Origin of the sequence: Sphingomonas aerolata, from assembly GCF_023935825.1 — a bacterium.
In the GTDB taxonomy this organism is placed as follows: Bacteria; Pseudomonadota; Alphaproteobacteria; order Sphingomonadales; family Sphingomonadaceae; genus Sphingomonas; species Sphingomonas aerolata.
The window spans coordinates 2,815,186-2,826,067 of sequence record NZ_CP098762.1; the positions used below are offsets into that span (position 1 = coordinate 2,815,186).

Consider the following 10,882-nt stretch of genomic DNA (forward strand, 5'->3'; position numbering starts at 1 on the left):
GGACGAACGGCGATAAGAGATCAAGGATCGGGAGAGACCAATGGAAATCGTAGCGGCAGATATCGGCGGGACGCATGCGCGCTTTGCGATTGCCGAGGTCGAGAATGGCCGCGTCGTCAAGCTGGGCGAGCCGGTGACGATGAAGACCGCGGATCATGCGTCGCTGCAGACCGCCTATCAGGCGTTCGAGGCGGGGCTGGGACGGCCCCTGCCCCACGCGCTGGGCATCGCGGTCGCGTCACCGGTCGCCAACGATGTGATCCGCCTGACCAACAATCCGTGGATCATCCGCAAGTCGCTGATCACCGAGCGGCTGAACGCGGACCAGTGGGTCGTCGTCAATGATTTCGGCGCGGTCGGCCATGCCGTCGCGCAGGTCCCCGACAGCGACTTCATCCATCTGTGCGGACCCGACACGCCGCTGCCGTCCGAGGGGATCACGACGATCTGCGGGCCGGGCACCGGCCTGGGCGTCGCCCAGCTGCTGCGGCACCGCGACCGGTACCAGGTGCTCGAGACCGAGGGCGGTCACATGGATTTCGCCCCGCTCGACGGGATCGAGGATGCGCTGCTCAAGCGGCTGCGCAAGACCTTCACGCGGGTGTCGGCCGAGCGCGTCGTCGCCGGGCCGGGGATCGTCGCGATCTACGAGACGCTGGCCGAGATGGAGGGGCGTTCGGTGCCCAGCCGCGACGACCGGACGATCTGGACCGAGGCGATCGACGGCACCGATTCGATCGCGCTGGCCGCACTGGACCGCTTCTGCCTCGCGCTCGGCGCGGTGGCGGGCGATCTTGCGCTCGCGCAGGGCGCCAAGGCGGTGGTGATCGCGGGCGGGCTCGGCTTCCGGATCAAGGACCGTCTGGTACGCTCGGGCTTCGACCAGCGCTTCGTCGCCAAGGGCCGGTTCCAGACGATGATGGCGGCGATGCCCGTCAAGCTGATCACCCATCCCCAGCCCGGCCTGTTCGGCGCCGCGGCTGCCTTCGCACAGGAACACACGCAATGACCGCCACAGCCTTGCCCACCATTGCAAACATCATGCAGACCAGCGCCGTCATCCCGGTGCTGGTGATCGAGGACGCGGCGCTGGCCCGTCCGCTCGCCGAGGCGCTGGTCGCAGGGGGCCTGCGCGTGCTCGAGGTGACGCTGCGCACCGGCGCCGCGCTCGAGGCGATCGCCGAGATGAAGAAGGTCGAGGGTGCGATCGTCGGTGCGGGCACCGTCATCAACACGCGCCAGTTCGCCGAAGTGATGGACGCGGGCGCCGAGTTCATCGTCTCGCCCGGCCTGACCGAGCGGCTCGCGACGCCGATCATCGAGAGCGGCGTGCCGTTCCTGCCGGGCATCGCCAATGCCGCGGACATCATGACCGGGCTCGACCTCGGCCTCACGCATTTCAAGTTCTTCCCGGCGGAGGCAAGCGGTGGGCTGAAAGCGCTGAAGGCGCTGGCGGCGCCGTTCTATCAGGCGCGGTTCTGCCCGACCGGCGGGATCACCGAGGCGTCGGCGCCCGAGTGGCTGGCGTTCAAGCCGGTGCTGTGCGTCGGCGGCAGCTGGGTGACCGGCGGCACGATGGCCGAGATCGAGATGAAGGCACGCGCGGCGAACGCGCTGCGGGGGTAAGGATCGGACGTGCGGCACTGGTGCCCACGTCCCCCCCTTCCCGTTCGTGCCGAGTAGAGGCCGAGTAGCCCCGATGGGGCGTATCGAGGGCTCGTATCGAAGCACCGCTTATCCGAAAAGGGGGTATCGACGGAGGGGGCCCGTGCGCCAATTGTCCCTCGATACGCCGCTTCGACTTCGCTCAGCAGCTACTCGGGACGAACGGGGTGGCTGAGCGACCCGGCGCCATGCTGTCGGGCGCCGAGGGGGCGATTACATCTCGCCGCGGGCCTTGCGGATGGCGTACCATTTGCGGACGTTGGCGTTGTGCTGGTCGAGCGTGTCGGCGAAGACATGGCCGCCGGTGCCGTCCGCGACGAAATACAGCGCCTGGGTCTGTGCCGGGTCGAGCACCGCGTCGATCGAGGCGCGGCCGGGATTGGCGATCGGGCCGAGCGGCAGGCCGGGGCTGGCATAGGTGTTGTAGCCGTTCTTCGCCTGCAGTTCGGAGCGCAGGATGCGGCGGCCGAGCGGGCGCCCCTTGGTGATCGGGTAGATGACTGTCGGATCCGCCTGGAGCGGCATGCCGACGCGCAGACGGTTGCCGTAAACCGCGGCGACCATGCGACGCTCGGACGGCTTGCCGGTTTCCTTCTCGACGATCGAGGCGAGGATGATCGCCTGTTCGGGGGTCGCCACCGCGATGCCCGGCTTGCGCGCCGCCCAGGCCTTGGCGAGGTACGCCGTCATCGCCGACTGCATCTGCGCGACGACCGTGGCGCGCGTGTCGCCGCGCTCGAACGCATAGCTGTCGGGCAGGATCGAGCCTTCGGCGGGGACGGGCACGGTACCGGTCAGGCCGTCGGCCTTCATCAGCGCGTCGTGGACGAGGACCGAGGGATAGCCCTCGGGGACCGCGACCAGCCGCTGGACGACCTTGCCGCCCTGCATCAGCTTGAGGATATCGGACGGGCTGGCCTGTGCGGGGATGCGATATTCGCCCGCCTTGATCGGATCGCCCGAGCCGAAGATGCGCGCGTAGAGGCGGAAGCGGCTGGCGGAGCGGATCGCGCCGGCCTTTTCGAGCTCGGTCGCGGCGGCGGCGAGGCTTGACCCCTGCGCGACCTGGACGGTGAGCGTGCGCGCGGCCGGGCCGGCGCCGCCCCAGCCCTGGACGACGAGGAACAGCGCGACGACCGCCACGAGGGCGAGGATCACTCCGAAACAGCCGACCTTGCGCATTAAAGTTCCCCGGCGGAGGCCGGGGCCCAGTTGGGCGAACGGCTCGCTTCTATCGATAGACCATTCCAACTGGACCCCGGCCTTCGCCGGGGCACAGCGGTTACTTGACCAGCGTCATCACCAGCGAGGCGTTGGTGCCGCCGAAGCCGAACGAGTTATTCAGCACCGCGCGGACTTCGCGCTTCTTGGCGACGTGCGGCACGAGGTCGACGCCGATGCAGCTGTCGCTCGGATTGTCGAGGTTGAGCGTCGGCGGCACGATCTGGTCGCGCAGTGCGAGGATGCAGAAGATGCTCTCGACCGCGCCGGCGCCGCCGAGCAGATGGCCGATCGCCGACTTGGTCGACGACATCGACAGGCCCGAGATCGCATCGCCGAACAGCCGGCGGACCGCGCCGAGTTCGAGCTCATCGCCCATCGGCGTCGAGGTGCCGTGCGCGTTGATGTAGTCGATGTCCTCGAGCTTGAGGCCCGACTTCCTGATCGCCATCTGCATCGAACGGAACGCACCGTCGCCTTCGGGATGCGGTGCGGTGACGTGATAGGCGTCGCCCGACAGGCCATAGCCGATCACCTCGGCATAGATCTTCGCGCCACGCGCCTTGGCGTGTTCATATTCCTCGAGCACGAGCACGCCCGCGCCCTCGCCCATCACGAAGCCGTCGCGGTCCTTGTCATAGGGACGCGAGGCCTTTTCGGGCGAATCGTTGAAGTTGGTCGACAGCGCGCGCGCCTGCGCGAAGCCGGCGATGCCGAGCGGGCAGACGGTGCCCTCCGCGCCGCCCGCGAGCATCACGTCGGCATCGTCCATCGCGATCATCCGCGCGGCGTCGCCGATCGCATGCGCGCCGGTCGAGCAGGCGGTGACGACCGCGTGGTTGGGTCCGCGCAGGCCGTATTTGATCGAGACCTGACCCGAGATCAGGTTGATGAGGCGGCCATGGACGAAGTGCGGCGAGACGCGGCGCGGCCCCTTGGTGTGGAGGACGATCGATTCGCTCTCGATACCCGGCAGGCCGCCGATGCCCGAGCCGATCGACACGCCCGCGCGCCAGCTTTCCTCGACCGTCATCTCGGTCAGGCCGGCGTCTTCGAGCGCCTGGCCCGCGGCGTCGATGCCGTAGATGATGAAGGGATCGACCTGGCGCTGGACCTTGTGGTCGACTCGCTTGGCGGGATCGAAGCCATATTCATGGTCTGCGGGCTTCACCTCGCAGGCGATGCGACAGACCTGGTCCGACGCATCGAACCGGGTGATCGGGCCCGCCCCCGACTTGCCGGCGAGAATGTTCGCCCAAGCCGTTTCAACATCGGCCCCCAGGGGGGTGACCAGGCCTAGCCCGGTTACGACGACACGCCGCATGACCTCAAACTCCACATGCTTCCAAAACGAAACGGCTCCCCGCCCTCTTAGCCCAAGGACGGGGAGCCGCTCAGATCATAGCCACCAGGGCAAGCCCGACGGATCGGACCTCAAGCCCTGATCAGGCCTTGTGCTCGTCGATATAGGTGATCGCGTCCTTGACGGTCGCGATCTTCTCAGCCGCGTCGTCAGGGATCTCGACGCCGAATTCTTCTTCGAACGCCATGACCAGCTCGACGATGTCGAGGCTGTCGGCACCCAGATCGTCGATGAAGCTCGCATCTTCGGTCACCTTGTCGGCTTCGACGCCGAGATGCTCGACGACGATCTTCTTCACGCGGTCTGCGGTCTCGCTCATGTTCGTTCCCTCTATCTTTGGGGGTTTTTACCAGTTCCTGAACGCCCGTAGAACGGGGTCCGTTTCGTGGCAAGGGTCAGTTCATCGCCTTGCCGGGTCGCTTTGCGCGATTGCGGGCGAAAACCGGGCGTTAGCCCGGCTCATGCCGCGGATCCGTGACGTCAGATCATCGCCATCCCGCCATTCACGTGCAGCGTCTGCCCGGTGACATAGCCCGCCTCGCGGCTGGCGAGATAGACGATCGCCGCGCCGATGTCCGCGCCCTCGCCCAGCCGGCCGGCCGGAATCTTCGTCGTCAGCGCGGTCTTCTGCGCGTCGGGGAGTGCGTCGGTCATCGGCGAGGTGATGAAGCCGGGGGCGACGCAGTTGACGGTGATGCCGCGGCTGGCGAGCTCCTGCGCCATCGATTTCGACATGCCGATCAGCCCCGCCTTCGACGCGGCGTAGTTCGCCTGGCCGGGATTGCCGGTGACGCCGACGATCGAGGTGACCGAGATCATCCGGCCGAAGCGCGCCTTCATCATCGGCTTGGCGGCGGCGCGCATCAGGCGGAACGCGGCCTCGAGGTTGACGCGGATGACGCTGTCCCACTCGTCGTCCTTCATCCGCATCGCGAGATTGTCGCGGGTGACGCCGGCATTGTTGACGAGGATGTCGATCTTGCCGAGCTTCTCCACCGCCTGGGGGACGAGCGCGTCGACCGCGGCGGGGTCGGACAGGTCGCAGGGCAGCGCGACATGGTCACCGCCGAGGGTGGCGAGGAAGGCGTCGAGCTTGGCGGCGTTGGAGCCGGATATGGCGAGGCGCGCGCCCTGTGCGGCGAGGGCCCGGGCGATCTCGGACCCGATCCCGCCCGATGCGCCGGTGACGAGGGCGGTCATGCCTGTGAGGTCGAACATTCTAGTCTCCAATAGATTGGTTCACGCGGAGACGCGGAGACGCGGAGGGGCGATGGTCATTGACGATCCGTCGCACCCCTTCCTTGAGCGTCGCGCCACCGAAGTTGATAAGCAGCCCGACGGGCTGTTTGGTGAGGCGTAGATAGGTGAGCAATTGCTTGCCGTGGACGGCGTTCAGTTGCTCTACCGATTTGATTTCTACGAGAAGGCGCTCGTCGACCAGGAGGTCGATCCGAAAGGCCGCTTCGAAGCGGGTCCCGTCGAATTCGATGTCTACCGGTCGCTGCCGCGCCACGTGGTAACCCAGACTGGCGAGCTTACCCGCCAGCACCAGTTCGTAGACGCTTTCGAGAAGTCCCGGACCCAGAGCACGGTGAATCCGAACGGAGAGATCGAGCACATCGCCGCTGATCTGGTCGATCTCTCTCAAATCTTCTCTCCGCGGCTCCGCGTCTCCGCGTGATCACATCTTCTTCACGAAATCCTCGATGTCGTCCATCGTGATGACGCTGGTGGTTTCGGCGTCGGGGGCGGTGCGTTTTACCATGGGGGCGAGGACCTTGCCGCCGAATTCGACGAAGCGGCCGACGCCGGCTGCGTGCATCGCGAGGACCGATTCGCGCCAGCGGACCATGCCGGTGACCTGCTGGACGAGCAGGTGGCGGATCGCGCCGGGGTTGGCGACGGAGACCGCGTCGACATTGGCGAACACCGGCACCAGCGGCGCGCGGAGGTCGGCGTCGAGGAGGGCGGCTTCCATCGCCTCGGCGGCCGGCTGCATCAGCGGGCAGTGGAACGGCGCGGAGACCGGGAGCAGGACCGCGCGCTTGGCGCCGAGATCCTTGGCGAGCGCGATCGCCTTCTCGATCGCGAGGCGGTGGCCCGAGATCACGACCTGCGACGGGTCATTGTCGTTGGCGACGGTGCAGACCAGCTCGGCCCCGCCCTCGGCGAGGATCGAATCGACCGCGGCGCCGGCGATCAGCTGCGCCTTTTCGAGGTCGGTACCGAGCAGCGCGGCCATCGCGCCCTCGCCCACCGGCACCGCTGCCTGCATCGCCCGGCCGCGCAGCTTCAGCAGCCGCGCGGTGGTCGACAGGTCGAGCGCGCCCGCGGCGCACAAAGCGGTATATTCGCCGAGGCTGTGCCCGGCGACATAGTCGGCCTTGTCGGCGAGGCGCAGACCGCCCTCCTTCTCGGCGACGCGCAGCGTGGCGATCGCGTTCGCCATGATCGCGGGCTGCGCATTCTCGGTGAGGAGGAGGTCGTCGGCCGGCCCCTCGCTCATCAGCCGGAACAGATTCTGGCCGAGCGCCTCGTCGACTTCGGCGAAGACCTCGCGCGCGGTGGCGCTGGCGTCGGCGAGCGCCTTGCCCATGCCGACAGACTGGCTCCCCTGGCCGGGGAAGATGAACGCGCGCATGACCTCTCCTCTTTGAAGCGGGCGGACTAGAAAGGTGTGGCCCGAGTTGCAACCGCGCGAACCTGAACGGACCCGGCAGGTTTGCGACAAAATGCGACCAATTCGCGACCCCTGCGACAAGCGCCTGCGACAAGCGGCCCCCAGATTATGGAGGACGCCGCAGCATCGGCGCCGTGTTTCAACGGGAGAGTATCATGAAGACGTTCATCCTCAGCGCGCTTGCCGCCACCCTCGTCGCCAGCCCGCTGCTGGCCGCCGCTCCGGCCGAGGCGCAGCAGCGCCGCGAAGTGACCACCGTGCGCCAGAACAACAATGGCCGCACCGTCGTCACCAAGCGGACCACCGTCCGCCCGAACCAGTATCGCAATTTCCGCACCGGCCAGCGGTTCGACCGCCGTTATGCGCAGAACTACCGGGTGATCACGACGTACCGCAACTATCGCCTCGCCGCCCCGCCGCGTGGCAGCCAGTGGGTCCGTTCGGGTCGTGACGCGCTGCTGGTCAACGGCCGCGGCAACGTGGTCCAGGTGCGGGGTGGCGCGTTCCGGTAATCGCGCCGTCAGGGTCGTAACCAACCTTGCCTTTCCCCGATAATCGGGTAAGGGCCATCGCAACCGGGGTGAGGGATTCGCGTCCCTTGCCCCGGTTTGCATTCTAGACGACAGCCGGAGGGGTGCACGCATGGGGCGTGTATCAGCGATCGGCCAAGACGAAGGACAAGACATGGCTCTTTACGAGCACGTGTTCCTTGCGCGCCAGGATCTGGCACAGGCGCAGGTGGACGCTCTGGCGGAAATCGCCACCAAGATCGTGAACGACAACGAAGGTCGGGTCGTAAAGACCGAGAACTGGGGCCTGCGTTCGCTGGCGTACAAGATCGCCAAGAACCGCAAGGCGCACTATGTGATGCTCGAGATCGATGCCCCGGGCAACGTGATCGCAGAGCTGGAGCGCCAGACGCAGATCAACGAAGACATCATCCGTTACATGACGGTCAAGGTCGACACGCTCGAAGAGGGCCCGACCGTGATGATGCGCAAGTCGGACCGCGACCGTGAGCGTCGTGGCGACCGTGAAGGTGGCCGTGAAGGCCGTCCTGACCGCGGCGATCGTCCGGACCGTGGTCCCCGTCGTGACCGCGAAGAGGGAGCTGAATAATCATGGCACGTCCATTCTTCCGCCGCCGCAAGAGCTGCCCGTTCTCTGCCAAAGACGCTCCCCGGATTGACTATAAGGATGTCCGGTTGCTGCAGGGCTTCGTGTCCGAGCGTGGCAAGATCGTCCCGTCGCGTATCACTTCGGTGGCCGCAAAGAAGCAGCGCGAACTGGCCCAGGCCATCAAGCGTGCGCGTCATCTGGGCCTGCTGCCCTACATCGTTAAGTAAGGAGCGCCCCCATGGACGTCATTCTGCTTGAGCGCGTCGAAAAGCTCGGCGCCATCGGCGACGTGGTGAAGGTCAAGGACGGCTATGCCCGTAACTTCCTTCTCCCGAACAAGAAGGCGCTTCGTTCGAACGAAGCCAACCGCAAGGTTTTCGAAGCGAACCGTGCGCGGATCGAATCGGACAACGCATCGCGCCGTGCCGATGCCGAGACCGAAGCGAAGACCTTCACCGACGCGAGTGTGACCCTTATCCGTCAGGCGTCGAACACCGGTCAGCTCTACGGCTCGGTCGCGGTTCGCGATCTGGTCGATGCGCTGGTGGCCGATGGTCACAAGGTCGGCAAGTCGGCGATCGTGCTCGACAAGCCGATCAAGGCAATCGGCGTGTACACCGTCAAGGTTGCACTCCACCCCGAGGTGTCGGTGTCCGTCAAGGTCAACGTCGCCCGGTCGCCGGAAGAAGCCGAGATGCAGGCTCAGGGCGTCGACGTCATGTCGTCGATGTTCGAGCGCGACGAGGCTGGCTTCGTCGAGGATTACGATCCGAACGCAGAGCCCGGCGCGACCGCCGAAGCCCCGCGCGACCAGGAGGAAGAGGCACAGGGCTAACCCCCTCGCCTTTCCTGGCCAAATCGAAAAAGGCCCGTCCGGAGCGATCCGGGCGGGCCTTTTTCATGTCCGCGGCAGGAACGCCAGCGGCTCAGGGGCAGGTGACGCAGGCACCGACCATCGCGGCGAGGGGCACGAGCGCGAAGATGACGGGGAGGATCTGTTTCATGGCCGGCGAACTCTTTGAGATGGGACGCGGCGATAATGCCCAAGGCCTGCAAAAGGTTGCGGGCAGATGAACCGCGCGGCGCGGCGAACCGGCGGCATTCACCCCGCCCCCTGCTCCACCGCAGAAGACGCACATTCTGGCCAAAATCGATTGTCAGCGCGCGATTGTGATCGCTGAGTGCAGGTTCCAGTTTTTGGAAAGGTTAAGAAAATGCGTACGAGTCTCCAGAAATATCCGACGGTTGCCCTCCTGCTGATCGGGTCGATCGGGCTGGGCGGTTGCGCCACCAAGGGCTTTGTCCGCGAGCAGATCGCGACCGTCAACACGCGCATCGACGGCATGGACGGCCGCCTGCGGACCGTCGAGGGCACGTCGGGCGAGGCGCTGACCCAGGCCCAGGCCGCAGCCGGCCAGGCGCAGCAGAACGGCCAGCGGATCGACCAGATCAATGGTCGCGTCGACGGCATGGAGCAGAAGATGCAGCAGCAGATGCAGCAGCGCCAGCGCAAGCCGCGCGGCTGAGCCTGACCCTGCTCCATGCCAATACCCGGGACGGCTTTCGCCGCGCAGGATCGCCATCGTGAGAGGATCTTGCGCGTGAGAGGGCCGTTACCGGGACGGTACCGGGCGGCGGCGCTTGCCGGCCTGGCGCTGGCGCTCGTCGCCGCGCCGGTGCCGCTGGCGGCCGCTGCCGGCGCCAAGGTCGCCGCGAAGACGGGTGGCAAGGCGGGTGGCAAGGCCGCTGGCAAGACGCGCGCGAAGCCGCGGCGCGGGGTGGCGGTGGCCGCTCCGGTCGTGCCGCTCGCGCTGCCGCTGCTGTCGCCGGCTGCGGACCAGATCGTCGCCTGGGTCGCGGCGGCGAAGGACAATGCCGGCCTGCCCTATGCGGTGATCGACAAGCAGGCGGCGTCGCTGCTGCTGTTCGATGCGAAGGGCGCATATGTCGGGCAGACGCCGGTGCTGCTCGGCGTCGGGATCGGGGACGATTCGTCGCCGGGCGTCGGCGCAAAGGATCTGGCCGAGATCGGCCCCGCCGAGCGGACCACGCCCGCGGGCCGGTTCGTCACGAAGTTCGGCCGCGCGTTCGGACGCCAGTCGGTGCTGTGGGTCGACTATGCCAATTCGGTCGCGATCCATGCGGTGATCACGACCCACAAGAAGGAACGCCGGGTCGAGCGGCTGGTGTCGCCGAGCCCGGAGGACAACCGGATCAGCTTTGGCTGCATCAATGTCGGCAGCAAATTCTATACCGGCCAGCTGAGCCCGCTGTTCCGCCGCAAGGGCGGCGTGGTGTATATCCTGCCCGAGAGCCGGACGCTCGACGACGTGTTTCCGCGGGCGCGGCTGCTGCCCTATCTGAAGCCGACGCCGGTCGCGGCGACCCCTGGTGCGGAAAGCGAACCGACATGATCCTGCTCTGGCTCGCCGTGGTGGCCGCTGCCCCCGCTCCTGCCCCCGCCCCCACTTCCCGCACCCCCGCTCGCGCCGACCGCCCCGTGGTGGTGAGCGCGCTGACGACCGAGGAGCTGATCGCGCAGTGCCGCGGCAAGGATGCGGACCCGGCGCCGAGCTTCTGCACGGGCTATATCCTCGGCGCGTTCGACACGCTGTCGATGGCGCGCGAGATCTGCCCCTCGGCAACCAAGGGGTCGACGATCGACGCGGTGGCGACGACGCGGAAGTATCTGCGCACCAAGGGCAAGAAGGCGAAGGCCGCACCGATCTTCGTGGTCCGCGACGCGCTGCGCCGGTCCTTTGCGTGCAAGCGGAACGCCAAACGCTAGCCCGCCCGCCGTACCGGTAGCGGTACGGCCCTATGACAATCCGCCG

15 protein-coding genes are annotated in these 10,882 nt (G+C 67.0%); 9 read left to right on the plus strand and 6 right to left on the minus strand.

Annotation, left to right across the window (positions count from 1 at the left end):
- Positions 1 to 40: 40 nt before the first annotated feature.
- Both glk and eda read left to right on the plus strand, forming a co-directional pair.
- Positions 41 to 1,009, plus strand: a complete 969-nt coding sequence (gene glk / locus NEF64_RS12680) for a glucokinase (RefSeq protein WP_056405619.1) — start codon at positions 41 to 43, stop codon at positions 1,007 to 1,009.
- On the plus strand, positions 1,006 to 1,626 hold the full coding sequence (eda, locus tag NEF64_RS12685) for a bifunctional 4-hydroxy-2-oxoglutarate aldolase/2-dehydro-3-deoxy-phosphogluconate aldolase (RefSeq protein ID WP_056405618.1): 621 nt from the start codon (positions 1,006 to 1,008) through the stop codon (positions 1,624 to 1,626). Before glk ends, eda begins: the two co-directional genes overlap by 4 nt.
- A 252-nt stretch (positions 1,627 to 1,878) precedes the next feature.
- Here the strand turns inward: eda and mltG are convergent, their stop codons facing one another.
- The 6 genes from mltG to fabD all read right to left on the minus strand — a co-directional run bounded on the left by mltG (position 1,879) and on the right by fabD (position 6,890).
- Positions 1,879 to 2,847: an endolytic transglycosylase MltG gene (mltG, locus tag NEF64_RS12690; RefSeq protein WP_056405617.1), complete on the minus strand. Its 969-nt coding sequence runs from the start codon at positions 2,845 to 2,847 to the stop codon at positions 1,879 to 1,881.
- 100 nt (positions 2,848 to 2,947) lie between these two features.
- Positions 2,948 to 4,210, minus strand: a complete 1,263-nt coding sequence (gene fabF / locus NEF64_RS12695) for a beta-ketoacyl-ACP synthase II (RefSeq protein ID WP_037528671.1) — start codon at positions 4,208 to 4,210, stop codon at positions 2,948 to 2,950.
- A gap of 121 nt (positions 4,211 to 4,331) precedes the next feature.
- Positions 4,332 to 4,568, minus strand: a complete 237-nt coding sequence (locus tag NEF64_RS12700; protein ID WP_031393971.1) for an acyl carrier protein — start codon at positions 4,566 to 4,568, stop codon at positions 4,332 to 4,334.
- A gap of 161 nt (positions 4,569 to 4,729) precedes the next feature.
- The gene (gene fabG, locus NEF64_RS12705) at positions 4,730 to 5,467 is read right to left on the minus strand and encodes a 3-oxoacyl-[acyl-carrier-protein] reductase (protein ID WP_031440821.1); all 738 of its coding nucleotides are present in this window, start codon (positions 5,465 to 5,467) and stop codon (positions 4,730 to 4,732) included.
- Between the two features lies 1 nt (position 5,468).
- On the minus strand, positions 5,469 to 5,897 hold the full coding sequence (locus NEF64_RS12710) for a GxxExxY protein (protein ID WP_031393973.1): 429 nt from the start codon (positions 5,895 to 5,897) through the stop codon (positions 5,469 to 5,471).
- A gap of 33 nt (positions 5,898 to 5,930) precedes the next feature.
- Positions 5,931 to 6,890, minus strand: a complete 960-nt coding sequence (fabD, locus tag NEF64_RS12715; protein ID WP_056405616.1) for an ACP S-malonyltransferase — start codon at positions 6,888 to 6,890, stop codon at positions 5,931 to 5,933.
- Between the two features lie 194 nt (positions 6,891 to 7,084).
- Here fabD and NEF64_RS12720 point away from each other — a divergent pair, with 194 nt between their 5' ends.
- From NEF64_RS12720 to NEF64_RS12750, 7 genes are all read left to right on the plus strand, one after another.
- Positions 7,085 to 7,441, plus strand: coding sequence for an RcnB family protein (locus NEF64_RS12720; RefSeq protein ID WP_037528667.1), 357 nt, complete (start codon positions 7,085 to 7,087; stop codon positions 7,439 to 7,441).
- A 172-nt stretch (positions 7,442 to 7,613) separates the two neighbouring features.
- Positions 7,614 to 8,048: a 30S ribosomal protein S6 gene (gene rpsF / locus NEF64_RS12725; protein ID WP_031393977.1), complete on the plus strand. Its 435-nt coding sequence runs from the start codon at positions 7,614 to 7,616 to the stop codon at positions 8,046 to 8,048.
- 2 nt (positions 8,049 to 8,050) lie between these two features.
- The gene (gene rpsR, locus NEF64_RS12730; protein ID WP_031393978.1) at positions 8,051 to 8,275 is read left to right on the plus strand and encodes a 30S ribosomal protein S18; all 225 of its coding nucleotides are present in this window, start codon (positions 8,051 to 8,053) and stop codon (positions 8,273 to 8,275) included.
- A gap of 11 nt (positions 8,276 to 8,286) precedes the next feature.
- Entirely contained in the window at positions 8,287 to 8,883 is a 597-nt protein-coding gene (gene rplI / locus NEF64_RS12735; protein ID WP_031440825.1) for a 50S ribosomal protein L9, read from the plus strand.
- A gap of 379 nt (positions 8,884 to 9,262) precedes the next feature.
- Positions 9,263 to 9,574, plus strand: coding sequence for a hypothetical protein (locus NEF64_RS12740; RefSeq protein WP_031393980.1), 312 nt, complete (start codon positions 9,263 to 9,265; stop codon positions 9,572 to 9,574).
- A 75-nt stretch (positions 9,575 to 9,649) separates the two neighbouring features.
- Positions 9,650 to 10,462 carry a hypothetical protein gene (locus NEF64_RS12745; RefSeq protein WP_252573811.1) on the plus strand — a complete coding sequence of 271 codons (813 nt, stop codon included), beginning with the start codon at positions 9,650 to 9,652 and terminating at the stop codon, positions 10,460 to 10,462.
- Complete coding sequence (locus NEF64_RS12750) at positions 10,459 to 10,836, plus strand: Rap1a/Tai family immunity protein (RefSeq protein ID WP_156360245.1); 378 nt, start codon at positions 10,459 to 10,461, stop codon at positions 10,834 to 10,836. Before NEF64_RS12745 ends, NEF64_RS12750 begins: the two co-directional genes overlap by 4 nt.
- The last annotated feature ends 46 nt before the right edge of the window (positions 10,837 to 10,882 follow it).

Excerpts from the sequence above, each read along its gene's own strand:
- glk (WP_056405619.1), top strand. The coding sequence starts at position 41 with ATGGAAATCGTAGCGGCAGATATCGGCGGGACGCATGCGCGCTTTGCG.
- eda (WP_056405618.1), top strand. The coding sequence starts at position 1,006 with ATGACCGCCACAGCCTTGCCCACCATTGCAAACATCATGCAGACCAGC.
- mltG (WP_056405617.1), bottom strand. The coding sequence starts at position 2,847 with ATGCGCAAGGTCGGCTGTTTCGGAGTGATCCTCGCCCTCGTGGCGGTC.
- fabF (WP_037528671.1), bottom strand. The coding sequence starts at position 4,210 with ATGCGGCGTGTCGTCGTAACCGGGCTAGGCCTGGTCACCCCCCTGGGG.
- NEF64_RS12700 (WP_031393971.1), bottom strand. The coding sequence starts at position 4,568 with ATGAGCGAGACCGCAGACCGCGTGAAGAAGATCGTCGTCGAGCATCTC.
- fabG (WP_031440821.1), bottom strand. The coding sequence starts at position 5,467 with ATGTTCGACCTCACAGGCATGACCGCCCTCGTCACCGGCGCATCGGGC.
- fabD (WP_056405616.1), bottom strand. The coding sequence starts at position 6,890 with ATGCGCGCGTTCATCTTCCCCGGCCAGGGGAGCCAGTCTGTCGGCATG.
- NEF64_RS12720 (WP_037528667.1), top strand. The coding sequence starts at position 7,085 with ATGAAGACGTTCATCCTCAGCGCGCTTGCCGCCACCCTCGTCGCCAGC.
- rpsF (WP_031393977.1), top strand. The coding sequence starts at position 7,614 with ATGGCTCTTTACGAGCACGTGTTCCTTGCGCGCCAGGATCTGGCACAG.
- rpsR (WP_031393978.1), top strand. The coding sequence starts at position 8,051 with ATGGCACGTCCATTCTTCCGCCGCCGCAAGAGCTGCCCGTTCTCTGCC.
- rplI (WP_031440825.1), top strand. The coding sequence starts at position 8,287 with ATGGACGTCATTCTGCTTGAGCGCGTCGAAAAGCTCGGCGCCATCGGC.
- NEF64_RS12740 (WP_031393980.1), top strand. The coding sequence starts at position 9,263 with ATGCGTACGAGTCTCCAGAAATATCCGACGGTTGCCCTCCTGCTGATC.
- NEF64_RS12750 (WP_156360245.1), top strand. The coding sequence starts at position 10,459 with ATGATCCTGCTCTGGCTCGCCGTGGTGGCCGCTGCCCCCGCTCCTGCC.